This window comes from Erwinia sp. JH02 (assembly GCF_013074405.1).
In the GTDB taxonomy this organism is placed as follows: domain Bacteria; phylum Pseudomonadota; class Gammaproteobacteria; order Enterobacterales; family Enterobacteriaceae; genus Erwinia; species Erwinia rhapontici.
Genome location: NZ_JABANZ010000005.1, coordinates 558,159 through 582,958, shown reverse-complemented (window position 1 = coordinate 582,958; position 24,800 = coordinate 558,159). Strand labels below are relative to the sequence as shown.

The 24,800-nt window shown below is 55.3% G+C and carries 15 protein-coding genes; 10 read left to right on the top strand and 5 right to left on the bottom strand.

Annotation, left to right across the window (positions count from 1 at the left end; all coding sequences use genetic code 11):
- The first annotated feature begins 16 nt into the window (after window positions 1–16).
- The 3 genes from HHI26_RS15245 (at window position 17) to HHI26_RS25685 (ending at window position 10,648) form a co-directional block, all read left to right on the top strand.
- Complete coding sequence (locus HHI26_RS15245) at window positions 17–9,133, top strand: hemagglutinin repeat-containing protein (RefSeq protein WP_171149313.1); 9,117 nt, start codon at window positions 17–19, stop codon at window positions 9,131–9,133.
- Entirely contained in the window at window positions 9,130–9,621 is a 492-nt protein-coding gene (locus HHI26_RS15240) for a hypothetical protein (RefSeq protein ID WP_171149312.1), read from the top strand. The genes HHI26_RS15245 and HHI26_RS15240 overlap by 4 nt, the downstream gene beginning before the upstream one ends.
- Before the next feature lie 148 nt (window positions 9,622–9,769).
- Window positions 9,770–10,648, top strand: a complete 879-nt coding sequence (locus HHI26_RS25685; protein ID WP_346775683.1) for a hemagglutinin repeat-containing protein — start codon at window positions 9,770–9,772, stop codon at window positions 10,646–10,648.
- A 56-nt stretch (window positions 10,649–10,704) separates the two neighbouring features.
- On the opposite strand, the gene HHI26_RS15230 is transcribed toward HHI26_RS25685, so the two are convergent.
- Window positions 10,705–11,025, bottom strand: coding sequence for a hypothetical protein (locus HHI26_RS15230; RefSeq protein WP_133842672.1), 321 nt, complete (start codon window positions 11,023–11,025; stop codon window positions 10,705–10,707).
- 14 nt (window positions 11,026–11,039) lie between these two features.
- Window positions 11,040–11,954 carry a lipid kinase gene (locus HHI26_RS15225; RefSeq protein WP_133842754.1) on the bottom strand — a complete coding sequence of 305 codons (915 nt, stop codon included), beginning with the start codon at window positions 11,952–11,954 and terminating at the stop codon, window positions 11,040–11,042.
- 497 nt (window positions 11,955–12,451) lie between these two features.
- On the opposite strand from HHI26_RS15225, the gene gdhA reads away from it, so the two are divergent.
- Window positions 12,452–13,795 (top strand): NADP-specific glutamate dehydrogenase, encoded by a 1,344-nt coding sequence (gene gdhA / locus HHI26_RS15220; RefSeq protein ID WP_133842670.1) that lies wholly within the window; start codon window positions 12,452–12,454, stop codon window positions 13,793–13,795.
- Window positions 13,796–13,859: 64 nt separating this feature from the next.
- On the opposite strand, the gene HHI26_RS15215 is transcribed toward gdhA, so the two are convergent.
- On the bottom strand, window positions 13,860–15,248 hold the full coding sequence (locus HHI26_RS15215; protein ID WP_171149311.1) for an amino acid permease: 1,389 nt from the start codon (window positions 15,246–15,248) through the stop codon (window positions 13,860–13,862).
- Window positions 15,249–15,712: 464 nt separating this feature from the next.
- Here HHI26_RS15215 and dld point away from each other — a divergent pair, with 464 nt between their 5' ends.
- Both dld and HHI26_RS15205 read left to right on the top strand, forming a co-directional pair.
- Window positions 15,713–17,404 (top strand): D-lactate dehydrogenase, encoded by a 1,692-nt coding sequence (dld, locus tag HHI26_RS15210; RefSeq protein ID WP_133842666.1) that lies wholly within the window; start codon window positions 15,713–15,715, stop codon window positions 17,402–17,404.
- A gap of 191 nt (window positions 17,405–17,595) precedes the next feature.
- Window positions 17,596–18,042, top strand: a complete 447-nt coding sequence (locus tag HHI26_RS15205) for a DUF3828 domain-containing protein (protein WP_171149310.1) — start codon at window positions 17,596–17,598, stop codon at window positions 18,040–18,042.
- Between the two features lie 6 nt (window positions 18,043–18,048).
- On the opposite strand, the gene HHI26_RS15200 is transcribed toward HHI26_RS15205, so the two are convergent.
- Complete coding sequence (locus HHI26_RS15200) at window positions 18,049–18,981, bottom strand: VirK/YbjX family protein (protein ID WP_133842662.1); 933 nt, start codon at window positions 18,979–18,981, stop codon at window positions 18,049–18,051.
- A gap of 214 nt (window positions 18,982–19,195) precedes the next feature.
- On the opposite strand from HHI26_RS15200, the gene gstA reads away from it, so the two are divergent.
- The 3 genes from gstA (at window position 19,196) to HHI26_RS15185 (ending at window position 21,735) form a co-directional block, all read left to right on the top strand.
- Complete coding sequence (gene gstA / locus HHI26_RS15195) at window positions 19,196–19,801, top strand: glutathione transferase GstA (protein ID WP_133842660.1); 606 nt, start codon at window positions 19,196–19,198, stop codon at window positions 19,799–19,801.
- A gap of 68 nt (window positions 19,802–19,869) precedes the next feature.
- The gene (locus HHI26_RS15190) at window positions 19,870–20,703 is read left to right on the top strand and encodes an AraC family transcriptional regulator (protein ID WP_171149309.1); all 834 of its coding nucleotides are present in this window, start codon (window positions 19,870–19,872) and stop codon (window positions 20,701–20,703) included.
- A 69-nt stretch (window positions 20,704–20,772) separates the two neighbouring features.
- Window positions 20,773–21,735, top strand: a complete 963-nt coding sequence (locus HHI26_RS15185) for a DMT family transporter (RefSeq protein WP_171149308.1) — start codon at window positions 20,773–20,775, stop codon at window positions 21,733–21,735.
- Window positions 21,736–22,596: 861 nt separating this feature from the next.
- Here the strand turns inward: HHI26_RS15185 and HHI26_RS15180 are convergent.
- Window positions 22,597–22,992, bottom strand: coding sequence for a transposase (locus tag HHI26_RS15180; protein ID WP_133842654.1), 396 nt, complete (start codon window positions 22,990–22,992; stop codon window positions 22,597–22,599).
- A 546-nt stretch (window positions 22,993–23,538) separates the two neighbouring features.
- Between HHI26_RS15180 and HHI26_RS15175 the strand changes: the two genes are divergently transcribed.
- A complete protein-coding gene (locus tag HHI26_RS15175; protein WP_133842652.1) occupies window positions 23,539–24,795 on the top strand; it encodes a polysaccharide biosynthesis protein in 1,257 nt (418 codons plus the stop codon).
- Window positions 24,796–24,800 lie beyond the last annotated feature (5 nt).

The following is a 24,800-nucleotide window of genomic DNA, read 5'->3' as shown; positions in this document are numbered from 1 at the left end:
TTCAGGGACGACTTCTATGAACAAACATTGCTATCGCCTTATCTTCAGCCGCACTCACGGGGAGCTGCGCGTGGTGTCCGAACTGGCCCGCAGTTGCAGCAGTGAGCCCGGCCAGAGCCGTGGCATCGGCGCGCCGCGTCTGTGGGTGACGGTACGTCGGGTGGTCTGGATGCTCGGCCTGTCGCTGTTTGCCGCGCCGACGATCGCCGCCGGGATTGTTGCCGACGGCTCGGCACCTGCGGGCCAGCGCCCGCAGGTGATCGCCACGCAGAACGGACTGCCACAGGTGAACATCGCCGCGCCGAACCGCTCCGGGGTATCGCATAACCAGTACCGCCAGTTTGACGTTGATAAACGCGGGGCGATCCTCAATAACTCCGCGTCGATGACCTCGACCCAACTGGCGGGGATGATCCAGGGTAACCCGAATCTTAAGCTGAATTCAGCCCCGGCGCGGGTGATTCTTAACGAAGTGAACAGCAGCAACCCCAGCGAACTGCGCGGCTTCCTTGAAGTCGCAGGCGGGCGTGCACAGGTCATCGTCGCCAACCCGGCGGGGATCGTCTGCAATGGCTGCGGCACCATCAACGCCGGGCGCATGACGCTGACGACCGGTAAAACTCAGTTGAACGCCGATGGCAGCCTGGCGGGTTATCAGGTGGAGCGCGGCACCGTGCGTATTGAAGGCGGCGGGCTGAATGGCGATGCCCGGCATGATACGGAATACGTTGACGTGCTGGCGCGTGCAGTCGACGTGAATGCGGGCGTGTGGGCGAAACAGGGGCTCAACGTGGTCGCAGGCCGGAACCGCATCAGCGCAGACGCGAAAACGGTGAGTGCGCTGGCCACCGACGGCAAGGCGCCTGAACTGGCGATCGACATGGGACAGATGGGCGGCATGTACAGCGGTCATATTCGCATGATCGGGACGGAAGCGGGCGTCGGCGTGCGCAACCAGGGCGGGCACATTCAGGCTGAGAAAACGCTGACAGTGAGCAGCGAAGGTAAACTCACCTGGCAGCCTGGCAAACAGGAGGCGGTAACCGAAGCGGGCGGGGATATTCAGCTGGCGGCCCGGGACAGCATTGAACACCACGGCAAACTGCACAGCGGTGGCACGCTGTCCGTCGACAGCCGCGAAGGTGATGTGAAACAGTCCGGCACTCTGGCAGCGGCGGGCGACGTCACACTGAAAGCAAAACGCGGTATAACCAGCAGCGGCAACCTGCTGGCAGGCAGTGATGCGAACAGTGTCCTGACGCAGGATGCGGATCTTACGCTGACCAGCCAGGGCGATATCCAGGCCAGCGGCAAGCTGTTGAGCAAAAAGGACGTGAAGGTCAGCGGGCAACGGGTTGATCTCAGCCAGAGTACGCTGGCTGCCCGCCGTGCCGACATCCGTGCGCAGGCGGCAGGCGTAGCATTAAAAAATGCCAAAGTGGACAGCGCCGAGCTGATCGTTAACACCGCAGGGAGCGTTGCGGCGCAGCAGGCGCAGGTGAGCGCGGGCCGCTGGGACATTAACGCGGATAGTCTCTTCGTACAGCGTGGCATCTGGTCGCAGACCGGAGAAGGGGAAAGCCGTTTTGCCCTTTCTGGCCAGCTGGATAATACCGATGGCAGCATTGAAGCCCGGCAGTTGAGCCTGACCAGCGCTACGCTGACCAACCAGAATGGACGGCTGGTGGCACTCAACGACACGGCGCAGCACTGGCAGGTCAGCGGTTTGCTGGATAACACCCATGGCGCTCTGGGTAGCAACGGTAATCTGACGCTGGTGGTCGAGGGCGGCCTGGGCAACCGCGGTGGCCTGATCTTCAGCGACCAGCAGCTTGATCTGACGGTGAATAACGCGCTGGACAATCAGGGCGGCACGGTGAGGAGCAGCGACGATCAGCGCATTGTGGCCAACCACATTAATAACCGCCAGGGGCTGTTCAGCAGCGGCGCAGGGCTGGAACTGACCGCGCAGCAGCTGGATAACCCGGACGGCACGCTGATCAGCTATAGCAAGGGTGTGTACCATGTTGCCACGTTGAATAATCAGCAGGGCAAGCTTCATAGCGGCGATGCACTGGCGATTGAGGCCAATGAGGTCAACAACCAGGGCGGCCAGCTGGTTGCAACGCGGGCGCTGGACGTGCATACGACGCAGTTGAATAATCAGGATCAGGGAAAAATCAGCAGCCAGCAGGCGCTGACCGTACAGGCGGATCGGTTGAATAACCGTGACGGCGGGCTGCTGCTGGGCACCACGGACACCGATGTGACGGCCCGTACGCTGGATAACCGCGCCGGGAGCGTACAGAGTGCAGGAACGCTCACCCTTTCACTGCTGGAGACGCTGGATAACCGCCAGGGACGTGTTGTGGCGAATCAGGCGCTGACGATCCAGGGCGGCAATCCGGGCGCACGCAGTTCCGGAGTTCCCGCGCTCGATCTGATCAATCAGGGCGGCGTGGTGCAAAGCGGCGCAACATTAAGCGTTCAGACCCACACTCTCAACAACCAGGGCGGTACGCTGCTCAGCCAGCAGGATCTGAATCTCGCGGTCCGCCAGGATTACACTCACCGTGCGGGCGACACCCTCAGCAGCAACGGCACTGTTACGCTTTCCGTGGCGGGCGTGCTGACCAACCTGACGGATTGGCTACTGCCTGGCGGCCTGATCGTTAACAGCCAGGATTTCACGAATCAGGGATCGCTGGTCGGTAAAACGCTGCACCTGACGACCGGCCTGCTGCTTAACCGTGGGCGACTGGAAGCCGACAGCATGACGCTGAACGTGGATACGCTGGACAACCCGGCGACCCTGATCGGCGATAACATCACCGTGCGTGGCCGGGTGATCGACAACCACGGTAATGCTGCGGTAATCGCGGCGACCGACCGTCTGGATCTGCATAGCGGGGAACGCCTGACGAACCGCGATGGCGGCCTGCTCTACAGCAGCGGCAGCCTCTTGCTGGGCAGTGATGATCTGATTGAAAATCGCGCCAGCAGCATCGAAGCGGACGGTGATGTGACGGTGGAGGCCAAACGCCTGAACAACCTGCGCGAAGGGTTGAATATCGCCCGTAATGCGGCCAGCAGTGACTACAGCTGGCATCGCTACAACTACTACTGGCGCTCATATGGTTCAGATGTGGGTCGCAACAAAAACACCATGACGCCAACCACCCAGCGGCTCACCTTTAAGGATGACGCGGCTGCTGCCAGCAATCGCTACGGCACCTTGCTGGCTATCGATGCCGGGTCCAAACGCGCCCAGGTGCGGGTGAAAAACAGTCAAGGGGTGATGACGAATCTGTGGGTCAACTACCTGGCCCTGAAGCCGAATGCGGATGGCAGCTATGCCATGACGTTCTATGAAACGCGTGGCTATCGCCAGAATACGGTGCCAACACCGTATCAAAACACCGTCTGGCGAGAACACGACCAGGGACGGCTGGAACAGTGGGATCCGAACAAACATCTTGATATTGCCGATGCACCGTACGTCAGCGATTACAACAACCTGCGTGAGCGTACGGTCACTGGCACGGTAACCCGTGACAAACTGGTGTCTGCGGGTGTCGGTGCGCATATTCTGGCGGGCGGCAATATGGTGCTGCGTGTGGCCGGGCAGCTGCTTAATGATGCCAGCACCCTCAGCGCGAACGGGGATCTGAATGTTGCAGGCGCGAAAAATATCGTCAATAAAGGCTATTCGGTTAACGAGCGCCGCCAGGAACATATCGTCGACCACTACGATCGTGACACTAACCACTGGTATCCCACCTTCAATCGCGATGAGACCACCGCGCTGACCACCATTGATGCCATTATGACGGGCAATGGCTCGGTGACGATCCAGGGCGCCAGCATTGAGAACGTCACAGTCAATCAGGCGCAAATCAGCAGCGTGGCAGCGGCGGAGAAAGCAGCGCAAGCCGGGCGCGAAGAGTGGGAACGTAACCCGCTGACGGCCAACGAGGACGGCACCCAGCCGCTGACGCCGGGTGAACTGGCGCTGGCGAATAAACAGCAGCTCGATCGTGTGGCGACCTCCATTCCCAATAACGGCCTGTTCCGCCAGGATACGGCCAAAGGCAGCCCTTTCCTGGTGGTGACCGACGAGCGCTTTACCAGCCGCAGCAAGTTTATCAGCAGTGATTACCTGCTCGACCGGGTGGGATACGATCCGGCGCTGGTGATCAAGCGCCTGGGCGATGGCTTCTACGAGCAGCGTCTGGTCCGTGAGCAGATGCTGGCGCTGACCGGACGGCCGTCGGAGAAGGGAGACGATGCCATGGCGCAGTATCAGAACCTGATGAACAACGGCAGCAAAGTGGCACAGGACTTCCACCTGGTGCCTGGCGTGGCGCTGACGCCAGCACAGATAGCCGCGTTACAACAGGACATCGTCTGGCTGGTGAGTGAAACGGTCGATAGCGCAGAAGGCCCGCAGACGGTCTGGGTGCCTAAAGTCTATCTGGCCAACAATACCGTGCGCCTGTCCGGTGACGGGGCGCTGATCGCCGGTGGCAACCTGCAACTCTCGGCCAACAGCCTCAGCAATGCCGGGAACCTGGTGGCTGACCAGGCGCTGAAGATTGATGCCGACCAGTTCCTGCACCAGGGCGGCGATATTCGTGCTGACAGTATTAACGTACAGGCCACTCACCTGACCTTAAGCACCAACCTTCAGGATGCCCTGCGCCAGGCCTCGATGAGCGCCAGTGACATCAGCCTGAGCGGCACCGATGTGAAACTGCAGGGGGCGAAGCTGGATGCCACACAGAACCTCAGCCTGAGTGCGCAAAACAGCCTGGAGATTGGCGCGGCCCGCAGCAGCCACACCGCCAGCCTTGAGGTGATTTCCGGGGCGATGGGTAACCGGACACGCGCCGGTATGGAAGACGCCGGCTCACGTAAGGCACAGGTGAGCGGTGAATGGCAGCAGGCGCTGGGCAGTTCGCTGAATGCCGGGGGCAACCTCAGCCTGAATACCGGGCAGGACATTACCCTGCAGGGCAGCCAGGTGAAAGCGGGCGGCACCACCCAGCTGCAGGCGGGCGGTGAGATAAAACTGCTGGCAGAAACGACCACCAACACCACACATCTGACTGCCGACAGCAGAACTTCGTCAGTCAGTAACACCCGTCAGGAAGATCGTCTGTTGCTCAGTACCCTGAGCGGTGATCAGGGCGTCACGCTGGTGGCCGGTAAAAACCTGCGGGTGGAAGGCGCGCAGGTGGACAGCGAGAAAGGCAGCATCGGCGTGAGCGCGCAGGACGTGATCATCAAAGAAGCGCGCCAGGTTGTCATCGACCAGGACAGCGAAAAGAAACGCGAGGGTAAAACCAAAAGCCAGCGTGAGATGGAGACGGTGCGCGACAGCGGCATCGGCAGCACCTTCAGCGGCGAGAAAGGCGTAACGGTGATCGCCCGTGAAAATGATATTACGCTGGCGGGCAGTACCCTGCACAGCGAGGATGGCGCGATTGCGCTGCAGGCGAAACGGGACGTGGTGATTAACAGCGCCACCGATCGCGAATCGCAGTTCTCCGAAGATCGCAGCGAGAAAAAAGGCTTCCTGTCAAAAAGCAGCAGCCACACGGTAAAAGACGATCGCTCCACCCTTGAACAGGGCTCGCTGCTCAGCGGGGAAAGCGTCAGCATCACTGCCGGACGCGATCTGGCGGTCGTGGGATCGGCCATCGCTGCTGATAATGATGTCACCCTCGCCGCGGGCAACAATGTGGATATCGTCGCGGCCACCGAGACACAGTCGCATTATCTGCTGGAAGAGAAGAAAAAGAGCGGCCTGATGAGCAGCGGCGGCATCGGCTTTACCGTCGGAAGCCAGTCAACGCGCCATGAGATTGACGAGAACGGCACCACGCAGAGCCAGAGCGTCAGCACCGTGGGCAGCAGCCAGGGCAATGTCAGCATCACCGCAGGCAACCGGGCGCATATCGGCGGTGCCGATGTGGTGGCGGGCAAAGATATTGCCATCGCCGGCGACAGCGTGCAGATAGATCCGGGCTACGATAAACGCACCAGTACCGAAACCTTCGAATCGAAGCAGAGCGGCTTCACCCTGGCCCTCTCCGGGGCGGTGGGCAGCGCGCTGAATACCGCCGTCAGCACCGCGCAGCAGGCAAGGAAAGAGGGCGACGGACGCCTGCAGGCACTCCAGGGAACGAAAGCGGTGCTGTCCGGGGTGCAGGGGGCGCAGGCCTGGGATCATGACAATGCTGTAACGGAAGCGGCCGATGCAAAAAATGCAGCAAATGGCGTGGAGAAAGGCGCCGATGGGGCAGAAAAAGGCGCCACCAATACGGTGGGGGTGAATCTCTCTTATGGCAGCCAGTCGTCAAAGAGTGAGACGACCATCAAAAGCAGCCAGTCGCAGGGTAGCACCCTGAACGCCGGGCAAAACCTGTCGATCACCGCCACTGGAAAAGGTAAAGGGCCTGACAGCGGCGATATCAACATTGCAGGTAGCCAGCTTAAGGCGGGTAAAGATCTGTCGCTGGACGCCAGTCGCGATATCCATCTGGTGTCGGCGCAGAATACCGAAAGCACCGACGGTAAAAACAGCAGTAAGGGCGGCAGCGTTGGCATCGGGATCGGAGTGGGCTCTGGCGGTTGGGGCATCAGCGTATCGGCGAGCGTCAATGCCGGTAAAGGCCATGAGAAAGGGAAGGGCCTGACGCATAGTGAAACCACCCTGGACGCGGGCAGCGTGGTCAGCCTGAACAGCGGGCGCGACACCACGCTGAAAGGCGCACAGGTCAGCGGTGAAACCGTGACCGCTGATGTCGGACGTAACCTGACGCTTGCCTCGCAGCAGGACAGTGACAGCTACGATGCAAAGCAGCAGAATGTCAGCGCGGGTGGGAGCTTCACCTTTGGATCCATGACCGGATCGGTGAATATCAACGCCAACCGCGACAAGATGAACAGTGATTTTGACTCGGTGAAGGAGCAGACCGGGCTGTTCGCAGGCAGCGGCGGCTATGCTATTAAAGTAGGTGAGCACACGCAGCTGGACGGGGCGGTGATCGCCTCAACGGCCACGGCGGATAAAAACAGCCTTGATACCGGGACGCTGGGTTGGTCAGATATTCATAATCAGGCTGATTACAAAACCGAGCATCAGAGCGTGGGCTTTAACAGCGGTGGGCCAATAGGGGCCAACCTTTTAAGCAACGTCAGCGCCCTGCCGATATCCGGTTCGGGTAGTGAAGGGCACGCGGAGGGGACCACCAAAGCGGCGGTCAGCGAAGGCAGCATCACCGTGCGTGATACGGCGAAGCAGCAGCAGGACGTCAGCACCCTGAACCGCGATACGGAGCACGCCAACGACGGCAGCATTACCCCGATCTTTAACAAAGAGAAAGAGCAGAAGCGGCTGCAGCAGGCGCAGCTGGTGAGCGATATCGCCGCGCAGGCGCTGGATATCTACAACACCCACGAGGCGACCAAAGCCACGCGTGAGGCCACGGCGGCACTGGGCGATAAATCGCGTCAGGCCGGGCTTGAGGAGCGGGCGAAAAAGGCGCTTTCGGAGGAGAAAAGAGTCAATCCGAAGGTGGATGACGGGCCGCAGGCGGTAGCCGGAAAAGCCTGGCAGCTGGCCTATGACGATGCGCTGGCGGCAAATGGCGCGCAGATGGGGGGCAGCGTGAGCACGGGCGTGAATGCGGTGGTGAGTGCGCTGCAGGGCCTGGCGGGAGGGGACATCAGGGCCGCGCTGGCGCAGGGAGCGGCTCCTTATCTTGCGGGGGTGGTCAAGACCCTGACGACGCAGGATAAGCAGTACAGCGAACTGAGCGCGGCGGAGAAAGCGAATAATGCGCTGGCGCATGCGCTGCTGGGCGGAGTGGTTGCAGAGCTGAGCGGCGGCAACGCGGCGGCGGGAGCGACGGGGGCGGCCACGGGAGAGCTTGCGGCGCCGGCGATAGCGCTGGCGCTGTACGGTACGGCGGACAGCAGTAAGCTGACGTCGCAGCAGAAGGAAAACCTGAGCGCGCTGGCGACGCTGGCGTCAGGGATAGCGTCAGGCGTGAGCAGCGACAGCACGGCGGGAGCGGTGACGGGCGGGCTGGCGGGTAAGAATGCGGTGGAGAATAATCTGCTTAAAGGCCCGGATGCGCAGGAAAAAAACAGTATTGAACTGGCATTGTCCATAACCGGACAGGCCCTGCATCCGAGAACGCCGGAAGAAGTGGCTGCTCTGGAAGAACGACACGACCAGCTGACTAAACTTGACGTCGAAGTTGATAAATATGTACAGGATGCCTGTTCTCAGGGACGTGCATCACCCGCCTGTCAGGATGCGAATGCTTTGTCGCAGGGGCTGCAGGACAGTTACAGCGATTATCTGGGCAGGCTGACGTATAAAGAGCTGAATAGCGAAGATTACGCCAAAGTCAGCCAGATAGTGGCCAATACCACAGCTGATAAATGGGATTACGCAATAGAGGGTTACGCGAAATCACAGAATATCAGCTATGAGGAAGCAAAGGATAAATTTGCCCTGGCTATCAATGTCAACCAGGCGGCAGATATTGCCGGGATATTATATGGGCTGAAAGGTAGTGCAGGTGGAACAGGTGGCATCAGTACCTCAGTAGCTTCAACTTTGAAACAGGTACTGTCGAAGTACGATGAATTCAAGCAAAATATTGCCAACAGCACGAAGGGCAGTAACGATGCGTTGGCAATGGCAGGAACAGGGAATGTTAACAATTCTTCTGCGGGTAGCGGACTGCCGTCGAATACGTATCTTGCTACTGGATCGGGGGGGAAAGGCAGTCCTATTCCAGTAAAGGATCCTGTTACTGCAAGTAATGATTTAAATTATCAATCTAATCCGAAACATACTATCAATCCGCCACCTAATGCAGGTATTGAACCTAAAAACTCTTTGAGTCTTTTCGAAAATTCAGTTTCAATTAATGCTAAAAACCAAAAAGCACGCTACACCATGGATAGTGACGGGAATATACATCAGTTTATGCCAGATAACACTGGGAACTGGCACTGGGCTGGTAGCACAGCAGATAAAAGGAATCCATTAAAATTACCAAACGATGTTAAATCTGCGTTAAAAAAACAACAAGGTTGGAAAATAAAATGATAATTGGTGATAATTTTTTTAAGATCGCAATTCAGCTGGAGTTTATGATTCCTTATTATTCATCTCCATCCGGGATGTTTAATTTTATTATTGATGAAAGATTTATTCCCGGGGAAGGTATTGCTATTGATCTTTACATTGCGATATCTTTTTTAAAAGATAGTATGAGTGATGAGTTAATTAAAGGAATGCCAGATATTGGTAATGTTAAATTAAATGAATTGGATTTTTCAGAGGGTGCGCCTGAAGGTCTTATTTGGTTGGATACAGGTGCTGCAGAAATAAGTGGTCGTGGTTACTGGTTTTATTTGGGTTTTGATGGGGAGGAGGAAAGGCTTATTTTTACTGAAGATGCGGGTGAAAATTATCAAGAATGTCGGTATTCGCGCGGGACGATTAAAAAGCTGATTGATAATTTACCTGATGCCAATAATCTTAGAATTATTCATCGAAATGATATGGTTATGTTGACAGACCTAGTGGAATAATATTTGCAACAGTCATAATACAATTACTGTTTATTTAAGAAAATTTTTTATAGGGAACAGCGGCGGCATCGGCTTTACCGTCGGAAGCCAGTCAACGCGCCATGAGATTGACGAGAACGGCACCACGCAGAGCCAGAGCGTCAGCACCGTGGGCAGCAGCCAGGGCAATGTCAGCATCACCGCAGGCAACCGGGCGCATATCGGCGGTGCCGATGTGGTTGCGGGCAAAGATATTGCCATCACCGGCGACAGCGTGCAGATAGATCCGGGCTACGATAAACGCACCAGTACTGAAACCTTCGAATCGAAGCAGAGTGGCTTCACCCTGGCCCTCTCCGGGGCGGTGGGCAGCGCGCTGAATACCGCGGTCAGCACCGCGCAGCAGGCAAGGAAAGAGGGCGACGGACGCCTGCAGGCACTCCAGGGAACGAAAGTGGTGCTGTCCTGGGTACAGGGGGCGCAGGCCTACAGCCTGGCCGAAGCGGGTGGCTCCGAAGGCAGCGTAGTGGGGGTTAACCTCTCTTACGGCAGCCAGTCGTCGAAAAGCGAGACGACCACAAAAAGCAGCCAGTCGCAGGGCAGCAGCCTGACGGCGGGCGACAACCTGACCGTCACCGTCACCGTCACCGTCACCGTCACCGTCACCGTCACCGGCAAAGGGCCGGACAGCGGCGATATCAGCATCGCGGGCAGCCAGCTACAGGCCGGAAAGGACGTAAGCCTGAACGCAGCGCGTGACGTTAACCTGGTCTCGGCGGAGAACACGCAGAGCCTGGACGGGAAGAACGAGAGCCACGGTGCCTCGGTCGGCGGCGGGATAAACTTTGGTCAGGGTGCCAACGGGCTGTCGCTCAACGCCAGCGTCAACAAGGGGCGCGGCAGCGAGACGGGCAACGGGGCCACGCACAGCGAAACCACGGTGAACGCGGGTAACAACCTGAGCATTACCAGCGGGCGGGACGCCACGCTGCACGGTGCCCAGGTGAGCGGCGAGAAGGTGGGGGTTAACCCACCAAAGCAGCAGTGAAAAACCGCTGTATCGCCAAAGTAAACATGCGAAGGAAATTCAGAGAAGGACAAAAATCAGTTATTCTCCGACTCCGCTTCCTCACCTTCTTTCTCTTCCCCGCCGCCCGAAATAAAGTCAGACAGCTTCATCTCACCCAGCTCATTCATTTTTTTCTTCGCCTCTTCTAATGGCTGCGCAGCGTTTAGTTCCGCCACTTTTGCATCGGCCAGATCCGTTGCCTGTTTACGGGTTTCATCCCACTGCGTTTGTGCCGATTCCACCAGGCTGCTTGTGCGTTTGTCGGCTTCTTCTTTAATATTTTCTTTGGTTGCATCATCACAGGCTGAAATTAAGGTGATCATGGCGGTTAATGCGAGAATGCCAAATTTGTTCATAGAAATAACCCTTATTAAACCGACGTCGCTTGCGACGGAGAAAAAACAGTAATGGCATGTGCCTTGATGGCAAACCGGGCAGGTGTCTGCCCAATCAGTTCACCGTCGGCGTTAATATCATGAGGACGCCGCGTACTCAGCGTCATGGCGGTGGTGGATAGCGTACGCACTTTACGCCAGCGCCCGTGTGTGCCGCGCCGCAGCGCGGGCAGCAGGGCGATCATCTCCCACCAGTGCGCCACTTCCAGGCTGTAAACATCCAGGCGACCATCGTCGGGTGCCGCACTCTGTTCCACCGTCATGCCGCCGCCGTAAAAGCGGCCGTTACCCACGGAAACCTGCACGGTTTTGACCTTCTCAGTGATGCCGTCATGCTCCAGCGTGGCGCTGAACGGGCGGCTCTGTTTAAGCAGTTTAAAGGCCGCCAGCGCGTAGCCAAAAGTCCCCCAGCGCTTCTTCGATTCAGCGGTCAAATGGTGGGCCAGCGTGGCGGAAAACCCGATGCTGGAGACGTTAAAAAACAGGTGTCCGTTCACTTCACCCAGGTCGATAGGGCGCTGGTGCCCGGCGGCGATCACCTTCACGGCCTGAGCCAGATCGTTGGTGATGCCGATGGTGCGGGCGAAATCATTGGCGGTGCCGAGTGGCAACACACCCAGCGGCAGGCCGCTGCGCATCAGCCCTTTCGCGGCAGCGTTCAGGCTACCATCGCCCCCACCAACGATCACCAAATCGATGCGGTCAGCGTAGTCGAGGATGATCTCGCTGCTGTCGCGACGGTCGCTGGCTTCAGGTTCAACCACCTGAATTCCCTCTGCGCTGAGCAGGGATAACACCTGCTGTTTATTGGCTTTGCCATTCCGGGAATGTTCATTAATCAGTAACAATGCGATCGGCTTTCCCTGAATATTATCATTATCATGGTTCATCATTATTTCTCAGGTCGTCAGAGCACAATTTCTGGAGGGTCGATGGAATCACAGCTGATTACGATGAGGCAACTCACATTTCTTAAGTTTACATTTATACATAAATAATGACGGCGCTCGTGAAATAAAACATAAAACTGCGGGGGAAATAGCCGGAGATTGATGGCTGTAATAAAAGTGTCATATTCATTTTCTGTTTTAGCGGGTTATTTTGTTCTCCGTTGCTCTCTTCTGACCGCTTCTAATCATCAACGTTGATGAAATGCGGGCCTGTAATAACTTTTTCTTATGGCTGTTCGTCGTGGTTTTGCGCTTCCGTTCAGTGTTTTCGCTGCCTGGCGCCTTATTGGCCTCATTACCCTGTGTTTTGCAGGTCATAAGTTTTTTGTTGTACAGCGCAAAGCCAATGATATAGTCGCTGAGACACAACATCATCTCTCTGATTACCCTAACAATAACAACATCAGGGTCAGACCATTACGCACAAGGAATTCGTCATGACAGCTTTTCACTCTCTGGAGTCGTTTCTCACCTCCGTTCAGCAGCGCGATCCGCACCAGCCTGAATACCTGCAAGCCGTGCGCGAAGTATTCACCTCACTGTGGCCATTCCTGGAGCGTAACCCGCAATATCAGGAACAGAGCCTGCTGGAACGCCTGGTGGAACCGGAACGTGTGATCCAGTTCCGCGTGGCCTGGACGGATGACAAAGGTCAGGTACAGGTGAATCGCGCATGGCGCGTGCAGTTCAGTTCTTCGATTGGCCCGTATAAAGGCGGGATGCGTTTCCATCCGTCAGTCAACCTGTCGATCCTGAAATTCCTCGGGTTTGAGCAGACGTTTAAAAATGCGCTGACCACGTTGCCGATGGGCGGCGGGAAAGGCGGCTCTGACTTCAATCCGAAAGGGAAAAGCAACGCGGAAGTGATGCGTTTCTGCCAGGCGCTGATGACCGAACTGTATCGTCACCTTGGTCCGGATACCGATGTGCCTGCGGGCGATATCGGCGTGGGTGGCCGTGAAGTGGCCTTTATGTCCGGGATGATGAAGAAGCTGTCGAACAACACGGCCTGCGTGTTTACCGGTAAAGGTCTGTCGTTTGGCGGCAGCCTGATCCGCCCGGAAGCCACCGGCTACGGTCTGGTGTACTTCACCGATGCGATGTTAAAACGTCATGGTCTGGGCTTTGAAGGCAGCACGGTCTCGGTATCCGGTGCGGGCAACGTGGCGCAGTACGCCATTGAAAAAGCGATGGAGCTGGGCGCTCGCGTGCTGACGGCGTCTGACTCTCGCGGCACGGTAGTGGATGAAGCCGGGTTTACCCCTGAGAAGCTGGCTCATCTGGCTGAAATCAAAAACGTGCGTTACGGCAGCGTGGAAGACTATGCGCGCGAACGTCAGCTGGTTTACCTCGCCGGGCAGCAGCCGTGGAGCGTACCGGTAGATATCGCCTTACCTTGTGCTACACAGAACGAGCTGGATCTGCCTGCGGCGCGTCAGCTGATTGCTAATGGTGTGAAAGCCGTGGCCGAAGGCGCCAATATGCCGACCACGATCCAGGCGACCGATGCGTTCCTGGATGCGGGTGTGTTGTTTGCCCCAGGGAAAGCGGCGAATGCCGGCGGTGTGGCAACTTCCGGTCTGGAGATGGCACAGAACGCAGCGCGTCTGAGCTGGAAAGCCGAGAAGGTGGACATTCGTCTGCAACATATCATGCTGGATATCCATCACGCCTGCGTCGAGCACGGCGGGGAAGGGAAGCAGACCCACTACGTGCACGGCGCGAATATCGCCGGGTTTGTAAAAGTGGCCGATGCGATGCTGGCACAGGGCGTGTTGTAACGTCCCGTCCCTGGTAGGGGGTGACCATTTTTCGGTCGCCCCGAATCCTGCACCTGCATAACCCTTATGCCATTACCGTCTGTTCCCGCCGTTGCTTCACCCGCCAGACCCACGCCAGCAAAATAAACCACAGCGGCATCGCACACAGCGCCATCAGCGTATCGCGGTCAAACACCATGACCACCAGTGAAAACAGAAAGAACAGCAGCGTGATCCAGCTCATCAGAATGCCTGCAGGCATCTTAAACGTCGACTGCTGGTGCAGTTCCGGGCAGCGTTTGCGGTACACCAGGTACGCCACCAGAATCATCCCCCAGGTATAAATCACCAGTATCGCTGCCAGCGTGGACACCACGGTGAACAGCGTCATCACGTTGGGCACCAGGAACAGCAGCAGCGTGCCGCTTAACATACAAAAGCAGGAAAACATCAGGCTGCGAACCGGAATGCGCGTGGTGCGCGACAGAATGCGGAACTGCCAGTGGGCGTGCTGCTCCACCGACAGGCCGTACAGCATACGCGTGCTGGAATAGACGCCGCTGTTGGCGGATGACATCGCCGACGTCAGCGCCACAAAGTTAATCACGGCCGCGGCCGCAGGCAGCCCGGCTTTGGCAAACAGCGTAACGAACGGGCTGGTATCCGGTGAGATATGCTGCCAGGAGGTGACGGCGATGATCACCACCATCGACAGCACATAGAAGATAATAATGCGCAGCGGGATTGCCCGGATGGCTTTCGGCAACACCTTTTCCGGCGATTTGGTTTCGGCACTCATGGTGCCCAACAGCTCAATGCCGGTATAAGAGAAAATCGCGATCTGAAAACCGGCAAAGAAGCCCACGATTCCGTGCGGCATAAACACCGCCGGGTCGCTGAGATTATGCAGTGAGGCGGTGACGCCATCCGGCGATGTCCAGCCGCTGCCAATCATCCAGATGCCGGTAACAATCAGCGCGATAATGGCGATCACCTTAATAATCGCAAACCAGAACTCGGCCTCGCCAAACATTTTCACCGACAGCAAATTAAACAGACACAGCAGCCCCAGGGTCAGCAGCGCCGGGATCCACGGCGACAGCTCGGGCAGCCAGAACTGCATATACCCGCCGCACACCACCACGTCGGCAATGCAGGTCACCACCCAGCTGAGCCAGTAAGACCAGCCAAGAAAGAAGCTGGCCTTCGGGCCGAGGTAGTCGGAAACAAAATCGGCAAATGAACGGTAATCCAGCCGGGTGAGCAGCAGCTCACCCATCGCACGCATCACCATATACATAAAGAAGCCCACCACCACATAGGTGATCAGGATCGAGGTGCCGGAGACCGCGATGGTTTTGCCTGCCCCCATAAACAATCCGGTGCCAATTGCGCCGCCCAGCGAGATCAGCTGGATATGGCGCGAACTGAGGCCGCGATGCAGGTTTTGCTGTGTATCCATTTGGTCAGACATCGCATCCTCTCAACATTGATGAGTCGCAGGCAAAACCACCCCTTCCCTATAGTATTATCAGGGAGTTACGTTCTGATGGATTCGGAAAGTGGTCCACATGCTCGCGCTGCGTTGTAACAAAGTCAACACATCAAAGTCCGTAATTATTCACTTTTTGATCACATTCAAGTTTTTGAAAAACAGGGGAAAAGTTTTCTATATGCATAAATAGTGCATATTAATTGCATAAAATAATTTTTCCTATTAGCCAGAAAAAAACTAACTATTTATTCATCAAAGGGCGTGAGGAAGGGGCGTAAAAAATTCTTCGTTGTGGACAAAATCGTTTTGCGCGCTTTTTATAAAGATAAAGGGCGGACATCCCAGCATGACAGAATTTCACCCTCTCATGCTGGCCCAGACTCGGCCCCCTCAGGTACAATCCTCGCTGCTAAAAAAATGAGCTATGGAGAGGCAGTTATAACATGCAACACACTCTGATCCTGCAACAACTGGGCGATCCGGTCGGCCCGGACAATCTGATCACCGACAGTTATCAAAAAGCGTATTACTGCAAAGGCTTCCGCGTGGGCCAGGGTGATGCGCTGGCCGTTGTGCTGCCGGAAACGCTGCTGCAACTGTGGCAGGTGCTCAAGGTGTGCCAGCAAAATGACATCATTATCCTGATGCAGGCCTCTAACACCGGGGTGACCGGTGGCTCCACGCCGCACGGTGATGACTATGACCGCCCGGTGGTGATTGTCAGCACCCGCAAAATCAAGGGTGTGCAGGTAATTGATAACGCACAGCAGATTATCGCGTTCCCCGGCAGCACGCTGACCGAGCTGGAAACCAGCCTGAAACCGTGGAACAAAGAACCGCATTCCGTGATCGGTTCCTCCTGTATCGGCGCATCGGTGGTCGGTGGCATCTGTAATAACTCTGGGGGATCGCTGTTACAACGCGGCCCGGCGTTTACCGAAAAATCCCTGTTTGCGCAGATTAGCGACGACGGGCAGCTGCATCTGATCAACCATCTGGGCATCGAGCTGGGGAAGACCCCGGAAGAGATGATCACCCGACTGGAAGCCGGGGAGTACACCACCGGCACCGCACCGGACTGGGAAGGAAAAATCTGGGCCGATGACTACGCGGCGGTGATCAAAGATGTGGATGCCACCACCCCGACGCGTTTTAACGGTAATCCGCACTATCTGCATGACAGCGCGGGCTGCGCCGGAAAAGTGATCGTCTTTGCCGTGCGCCTTGCCACCTTCGACGCTACCCCGCAGGAAGACACCTTCTATATTGGCACCAACGATGAGCAGGTGCTGCTCGACCTGCGTCGCTATCTGATTGAAAATCTTGAGACGCTGCCGATTCAGGCGGAGTATATCCACCGCAACGCTTTCCGGCTGACCCTGCGCTATGCGCGTCATATGTTCCTGTCGATTAAGCGCCTCGGGCCCGCAGCGCTGCCGGGGCTGATGGCAAAAAAAGCACGCTGGGATGCGCGGTTGAGAAAACTCCGGCTACTGCCGCATAACACCCTCGATCGGCTGATCCAGTGGGGTAACCGCATCACGCCTTCTACCGTGGCACCGCGTCTGCTCTCGTATCATCGCCGCTATGAACATCATCTGATGATAAAACTGGCCCATGATGAAGTTGCGTCGATGAGTCGCCTGCTGACCGCATTCTTCGCCACGCGCAATGGGGAATGGTTCCACTGTACTGAAGAGGAACAGAAGGATGCCTTCCTGGTGCGTTTTGGCGTGGGGGCCTGCACGGTGTTCTACTGTGACTATGCTGGCATCAATACCGACGACAGGCTGATTGCCTTTGATGTGGCGTTGCGCCGTAATGACGATCAGTGGCTGATCCGCCTGCCGCCAGAGTTGCAGGCTCAGGTACTGGAAGACTCCTGCTGTGGCCACTTCTTCTGTCTGGTCAATCACCAGGACTACATTTTGAAACCTGGCGTCGATGGCGCGCAGTTTAAAGCGGCGGTGCTGGCGTATCTGGATCAGCGCGGGGCAAAATACCCGGCCGAGCACAATATTGGCCATCTCTACCACGCCTCCGACGAGCATCAGCATCACTTCCATCAGCTCGACCCGACCAACACCTGCAACCCGGGTATTGGCAAAACAAGTAAGAAGAAGCACTGGGCATGATAATGCCGCTGGCGGCCTGCCAGTATGGCAGGCTGAGTGCAAACGTATCACTGCGATAAACAGTTACTAAAAAAGCAGGCAAAGTGTGGGGGAAGACGCTGGCTTAGCCGGATAAATTCAATACAATCACTGGCGCCCTGTCGGCGTACAGGTGGCAGAAATGAATAGCGGTGTTATCCGGGATGGTTTGCATGAAAAAGTGGTTGCTGATGCTGGTGGTGTCTTTCGTTGCTTTTCAGGCAGCGGCGGCAGCGCATAACGACGATCCCCAGAGCACCAGCCTGGCCTTTTACAGCTGGTATCTGGCGGCGCTGAACAAAGAAGAAAGCCCGATTGATGAACACGACCCGTTATTAAATGGGTATGTTACTGAGCGGCTGCTGAAAAAAATCAATCTGCTGATCAAAAGCCCGGACGGTATGGACGATGATTATTTCCTCCAGGATCAAGACTACAGCGACAGCTGGGTCAACAATGTCAGCGTCAGCCGATTTACGCTAAACGGTAACCGGGCTTCCGGCGATGTCACCCTCGGGCGTGACCCTGCTGACCAGCAGCATCTGCTGGTCACGCTGGTGCAGGATCACGATGGTTGGAAGATTGATGACGTTGAACAGGAAGCCCCTTCTGCCCCCTGATCCCACTTAGTGCAGGCGCATAAACTGCTCGCTGAGGCTCTCCATTAGCCCATAGCGGCGACGATACTCCGCACGTTTTTTACTGGGGATCTCTTCCATCGTTTTCTGGCTGAATGCCAGCGGCAGTTGCCAGAGGCGACGGCAAAGCGGCGTGCCATCCAGTGACTGCCAGAACTCATCATAACTGGCGACAAACACGGCCTTCTTTTTAAAGCGATAACGCAGGCTGCGATACGTATGGCCGCGATCGCTGACGGCCTGAATGGCGCTGATACCCATGCCCCGTGCCAGCAGTGATACCCCTTCCAGCAGGACACGTTTCGGGAATAGCCCATAACAGGATTTGGTTGCTGAGCGGATCAGCGTATGGGGCGTATCGCTGTGTGCGCCCTGTATTCCCCCGATCAACAGCACCGGCAGGCTGTCACGTTCAACGATGACGAACGTCAGTATCGCCAGCAGCGTCCCATCGCCATGCAGCATCATATTCACTTCACCCTCACGCTCGCAGCGGCCATTACAGGTCAGCGTGAGCTGAAAATGCTCGCCCTCTTTGCCACTGAAGCTGGCCAGTGTGGTGGGGTGTGATGAGAGCATGGCATGGCGTAATGCCTGGGAAGGGAGCTGTTGCACAAAACGGTAGTGCTGGCTCAGTACCTGCACCCGCTGGCCCGCAGACAGACCGAGGTGCAGATAAGGCCGGTGGATCTTATTGGGCAAGGTCGGCTGCAGATGCAGCGCATCCTGCATCACGGGCAGGGTGGCAATCTGCTGCATGTGCTGGAGAGTGGCCAGAGGAAAGGCCAGTGAACGCAGTAAAAACTTAGTCCGCCAGGCGGTACTGTGCCAGATCGGGCCTGGGAGCATTCTGCCGTTAAGCAAGTGCTGGAACAGCGATAACCCGTTCTCCGGGCGCGTAAGCGTCAACGTTTCTGACATGATGTGTGATCCGACCTGGTGTAAGAAAACCGTATTCAACCACGGTGATAATCAATGGTGAGTCAATGCCTGAGGGAAGCTTCTGGTAATAATGCGGCCGTTTGGCTGGCGTTTAATCTTCAGGATTTGTAAGCATGCGTGGCATCAACCGCTAAAGGCGGCGTAGACTGGCTCGCGTACTCTGACGCTCTCTAATCAACAAGGAATAAGTCTGATGAAATTGTTCTATACCCCAGGTGCCTGCTCGCTCTCCCCGCATATCGCGCTCGAAGAAGTTGGGGCAACGTTCACGCTGGAAAAGGTTGATCTTAAAACGAAAAAAACCGAAACCGGCGCTGACTTCACGACCATTAACAGCAAAGGCTACATTCCTGCACTGCTGCTGGATGATGGCAGCCTGCTGACAGAAGGTACGGTGATTGCGCAGTATGTGGCCGACCTGAAACCGGAAGCAGGCCTGATCCCGGCGGCGGGCACCGCGGAACGTTACAAAGTGCTTGAGTGGCTGAGCTTTATCTCAACGGAACTGCATAAGCCAATGGGTGCGTTGTTTAACCCGGCCCAGACCCCTGACTGGAAGCAGGCGACCGTGGCGACACTCAATAAACGCCTCGATTGGCTCTCTTCCGCACTGGCCGGGAAAACCTGGCTCCAGGGTGAGCAGTTCACCGTGGCAGATGGTTATCTGTTTACCGTGCTGGGCTGGAGCAAAGTGGTTGGCTTCTCGCTCGACAGCTGGCCTGAATTGCAGGCGTTTGCAGGCCGCGTGGCAGCACGCCCTGCGGTACAGCGAGCGCTGAAAGCCGAAGGCTTGATCTAAGGCGTCTGGATCGCTGCGGGTAAAGATCGTAAGCTGACACCCTCATCATTTTCTTAATGGAGTCGGCTGTGGAAGGGGTTCCTGAGCAGTTCAGCTATGAGCAGGATCGGGCCAGCTTCCGTCATCTTTCCGGGCAGCAGGGCGTTGAACTGTATCGCGCCCATATTACCCGCTACGCGTTTGAACCTCACACGCATGAAGCGTTCGGCATCGGGACTATCGATCGGGGTGCCGAGCGTTTCCGTTATCGCGGGGTACAGCATGTAGCGCCCGTCGACTCGCTGGTATTGATGAATCCCGATGAGTTACACACGGGGGAATCCGCCACGGAGGGCGGCTGGCAATACCGCATGATCTATATTGAACCTCAGCGTCTTGCTGCCTTAACCGGAGAAACGGGCTGGTGGTTTGAGCAGGCGGTCTGCCATGATCCGCAGCGCGCAGCACAGCTCTCAAGGTTGCTGGAAAACCTGTGGCAGGCCGACGATCCGCTGACGACGGATGGCCTGCTGCTCACGCTGTGCGATCTGTTACGTCCTCATGCCCGCATTGCGCGGCCCTTAGCGGCTGAACCCCGCCATCGTTTCGATCAGGTGCGCGACTATCTGCGTGCCCATTTCAGCGAACGTATTACCCTGGACACGCTGGCGGCGCTGGTGTCTCTCAGCCCTTACCATTTCCAGCGGCAGTTCAAAGCACACTATCATGTTACCCCGCACCAGATGCTGATGGCGTTCCGGCTGTATCAGGCAAGCCAGCTGCTGAGGGCCGGGCTGCCAGCGGCAGAGGTGGCCGCTGCTGTGGGGCTGACCGACCAGGCGCATCTGACGCGCAGTTTTGCCGGGCGCTATGGCATCACGCCGTCGCGCTATCAGAAACAGGTACGTGCCGCGTTGCGCTGATCGCAATTTGCTACAATCTCCTGACCTCCGTTTTTCCCATAATGGTGTTTTCTCTGTCTGGAGTAGACGATGTTATCGGGTATTTTATTTGCACTGAGCGCCGGGTTGATGTGGGGGCTGATTTTTGTCGGGCCGCTGCTGGTGCCTGAGTATCCTGGGACGCTGCAGTCGATGGGCCGCTATCTGGCCTTTGGTCTGATTGCGCTGCCGCTGGCCTGGCAGGATCGCCATCGTCTGGCGGCGTTGACCCGCCGTGACTGGCGGGAGGCTTTTAAACTGACGTTTGTCGGTAACCTGCTCTATTACGCCTGCCTGGCAACAGCGATCCAGCGTACTGGCGCACCGATATCGACCATGATTATCGGTACGTTGCCAGTGGTGATCTCGGTCAGTGCCAATCTGTTTTACGGCCGCGATGAAGGGCATCTGCGCTGGGGTAAGTTATTTCCGGCCCTGTTATTGATCGTCGTCGGGCTGGTGTGCGTGAATGTGGCGGAACTGACGGGCGCCACGCATCCGGTCGACGTGTGGCGCTATCTGAGTGGGATGGCGCTGGCCTTTACTGCGGTGGTGTGCTGGACATGGTATCCGCTGCGCAATGCCCGCTGGTTACGCCAGCATGCGATTCGTCCTGCCACCTGGGCCACTGCGCAGGGGCTGGTGACGTTGCCGCTGGCGCTGGTCGGGTATTTGCTGGTCATGGGGCAACTGCATTTTAGCGATGTTTCGTTTGCCCTCCCGTTTGGCCCGCGGCCGGCGGTCTTTATTGCGCTGATGTTGGCGATTGCGCTGTTCTGTTCCTGGTTGGGGACGCTGTGCTGGAATGAAGCCAGCCAGAGATTACCCACGGTCTTAGTGGGTCCGTTGATCGTGTTTGAGATACTCGCCGGGTTGGCTTACACCTTCCTGTTACGGCAGTCATGGCCGCCACTGCTGACGCTATGCGGCATCTTGTGCCTGATGATCGGGGTAATCAGTGCTATGCGTATCAAGCCAGAAGCGGTAGTAAAGCCATTGAATATTCGCGGATAAAAACGCGCGCAGCCTGACTGACCGCGGCGATGTTCAGTCAGGCGCCGTTCAGGGCCCCGGCTGGTCCGACAGTCCGTGATTTCATCGCAATAATGTGATCAAAATCACCTTTTCACTCACATCCTCCCTGCTTTATTTATCATCAACTCAGCGGATCGCCTGCCATAAGCAGGGATTGTTCGGCTATGAGAATTATCGCTAATCCACATATCGCCTTTTTTTGTACAGTAAACCCTCCCTACTCAATGCAAAAACCTTCATTTTTGAGACGACTTTTCCCAGATCAGACCAGTATTAACTCGAATGATATGAATAAAAAATCATCGATTATGGTAGGGAGACGAAAGAGAAAGAGGCGCTAATGATAAGTTGAAGCGTCATTTAACGGTCACAGGTGGGGGGGTATCCTGATAAATGATAAATGAGTTTAATCTGTTTACCGTGGGAACATCTGTGCTGCTGCTGACTTATTGCGCTTTGTGGCGCGCTGAGCGCGGGTGTCGCCATGTAGCACTCTCCGGCTATTCATTAGTGATCGATGAGAATAAGAAGCCATTATAAAAAAGAGAATGATCACCAAAGCTAACGATTTTTCTAAATTCTTGAGGGGGGGTTTTGCAAAGGACACGTTAACTTAAGGCGCGTTTATCTTTGTATGCAAAGATAAACGCGCATTGAAAGCCTTGATGCTATTGAGATTTTAGCTGGTGCCTGGATAAGTTACAGCCAAATAATAGAGCGGGATGACAATTAACTCATCAGTCAAATTCCGCATCAAAAAATCGATCTGAACTTTTCAATAAGCGTTGAGAATATTTTATTTTGGTACTATTACACCTGACATTGGCTGCCGATGAGCAATTACTGATTTTCAAGATTGTAAGGATAATGGTAAACACTGCGGCTGATATCCAGCAGACGGCAGCTACGGCGCGTTCCAATGTCGAACGTATCCTGTAAGAAATTAACGGCTTGCCGTTTGTCATTCGTGGTGAAAAAGTTTTTCAGCACGCTTTGCAGCATCTCTTTGTCTGATGATAGCGACTGGAGCTCACGTTCCATATGGTGGACCTTCTCCTCTAATTCTTTGATTTTCCTTCCTTCTTCTGAGGACAATCCGGCGTATTTCTTTTTCCAACTGTAGAAAGTTGCTTCAGAAATGCCCAGTTCGTCACAGATTTCTTTCACCTTGATACCATTTTCAGAAGCTTTAATGGCGCTGGTGATTTGCTCTTCGGTATATCGTGACTTTCTCATGAATGCTATTACCTTTCTTAACAATAATGGGATGAGAATGACTGCATTAATCAATGGATCTGTTTTGTACAGATATTAGCGCAGTGTTTCAAAGTACGCGATTGGAATGGCAAGCTTTAAGTTAAGGGATTATGAAGAAATAACATCATGGGATTTCTCCTATTTTATTTCAAAAGGGTTTTGATAGCTTTCGATATTGGTTTTTTTGATATAGATTCGTCTCATGCCAGTTCAAGGCCACGTTGTAATTAGGATAACTCCAACGGGAAAGGTAAAAAAAGTGTGCTAACTTTAATCCCGGTCAAAAGGGTATGTGAATTAGATCACACTTAAATTAAGACCAGATTTAACCATAAATGCTGGCAGGATTGTCTGTTCAGGTTAAAAAACAGTCTCTTAAAAATAAAAGGCACAACGATGCCTGAAAAATATTATTTTCTTTTTCTGCGTTCTCGCCAGGGGTCTACTGTGCGTTATTGAATCAGTTGTGGACACGGATGTGTTGGTTTGAGGTTTTAGCTGGTTGGAAACACAAAGGATGCTTCGATGAAATACAGTGTGATGTCTAATGCCGCCTGGATGATGTCCGAAAAAGTGGTGTCAGTTTTTGGCGTAATTTTTGTCACCTCTTATGTGGCTAAATCTTTCGGCCCGGTTATATTCGGGCAAATAGCATTTTCTGCCTCACTGTTTTCAATTATTCAGACTATTGCCATTTTTGGCACAGAAACAATTCTTTTTAAAAGCATCAGTAAAAGCACGCCAAAAGGAATGCGCCTGATGGGGGTGGCAAAATCATTGCGCCTGACATTATTACTGGTGCTGTCATTGCCCGTATTGCTCTATGTGTGGCTGACGATGCGCGAGAACTTTATTGTGTTTGCCGTGGCATCATTTCTCTCCGCTATGTTTGTGACCCAGGATATTTTTAGCGTTTACAATAACGCCCGTCTGGAATCGCGAATGAATACGGTTGCAAATGCCACCGGCATGATATTGAGCTTTGCCATCAGCTTTACTGTTGCCTGGTGCAAGCTCAGCCCGCTGTGGTTGTCCCTGTCCATTGTCGCCGTCACGCTGGTGCCCTATCTGATCAAGCGCAGTCGCTTTTATCAGACCAACACTATCAGCCCACCGCCGCGACATAAGCGTAAGAATTATCTGCGTTATTTACTGCATGCGGGGCTGCCGCTGGCGATTTCCAGCGTCTTTATCGCCGTTCAGGTGAAGACCGCACAGTTCTTTCTTGTTGGGGTGAGTTCGGCCCAGGATCTTGGCCTGTTTACCGCAGCGAATACCATTTCCGCCTCGTGGATTTTTATTCCGGTGGCGATCATTACATCCTGCTTCTCTGAAATTTTCAGGGAGCGTGCGGATGTGGCAGTAAAACTGGCTTCACGGCTTAATGGCTATGTTATGGCAGTTTCACTTTTGATGCTCTCCGTTGTCACGCTGTTTGGTGACAGGATCATTAACAGCCTGTATGGGCAAGATTACACACAATCGGGAAACCTCATTACGTTGTTGTCGTTAGCAACCTGCTTTTCGGCAATGGGAACCGTAGCGTATCGCTACATGGTGAAAGAGGGTGGTTTCAATTACTTACTGGTGAAAGTGATTCTGCTGGTAGTTATTGGTCTGGCAACTTCTTACTTCTTTATCCATTCCTGGGGATTAACAGGCGCAGCCTGGAGCGTGTTTATCACCGAACTCCTGTCCCTGACGATAATGAATTATTTCTTTAAGAATGGCGTCATTCTTAAAATACAGCTTTCCTCACTCAACTACAAAACCTACAGATGAGGTAA

Bases quoted from the DNA above. Each gene is read 5' to 3' on its own strand.
- HHI26_RS15240 (WP_171149312.1), top strand. From the start codon at position 9,130: ATGATAATTGGTGATAATTTTTTTAAGATCGCAATTCAGCTGGAGTTT.
- dld (WP_133842666.1), top strand. From the start codon at position 15,713: ATGCAACACACTCTGATCCTGCAACAACTGGGCGATCCGGTCGGCCCG.
- HHI26_RS15245 (WP_171149313.1), top strand. From the start codon at position 17: ATGAACAAACATTGCTATCGCCTTATCTTCAGCCGCACTCACGGGGAG.
- HHI26_RS15215 (WP_171149311.1), bottom strand. From the start codon at position 15,248: ATGTCTGACCAAATGGATACACAGCAAAACCTGCATCGCGGCCTCAGT.
- HHI26_RS15225 (WP_133842754.1), bottom strand. From the start codon at position 11,954: ATGAACCATGATAATGATAATATTCAGGGAAAGCCGATCGCATTGTTA.
- gdhA (WP_133842670.1), top strand. From the start codon at position 12,452: ATGACAGCTTTTCACTCTCTGGAGTCGTTTCTCACCTCCGTTCAGCAG.
- HHI26_RS15205 (WP_171149310.1), top strand. From the start codon at position 17,596: ATGAAAAAGTGGTTGCTGATGCTGGTGGTGTCTTTCGTTGCTTTTCAG.
- HHI26_RS15175 (WP_133842652.1), top strand. From the start codon at position 23,539: ATGAAATACAGTGTGATGTCTAATGCCGCCTGGATGATGTCCGAAAAA.
- HHI26_RS15200 (WP_133842662.1), bottom strand. From the start codon at position 18,981: ATGTCAGAAACGTTGACGCTTACGCGCCCGGAGAACGGGTTATCGCTG.
- HHI26_RS15230 (WP_133842672.1), bottom strand. From the start codon at position 11,025: ATGAACAAATTTGGCATTCTCGCATTAACCGCCATGATCACCTTAATT.
- HHI26_RS15185 (WP_171149308.1), top strand. From the start codon at position 20,773: ATGTTATCGGGTATTTTATTTGCACTGAGCGCCGGGTTGATGTGGGGG.
- gstA (WP_133842660.1), top strand. From the start codon at position 19,196: ATGAAATTGTTCTATACCCCAGGTGCCTGCTCGCTCTCCCCGCATATC.
- HHI26_RS15180 (WP_133842654.1), bottom strand. From the start codon at position 22,992: ATGAGAAAGTCACGATATACCGAAGAGCAAATCACCAGCGCCATTAAA.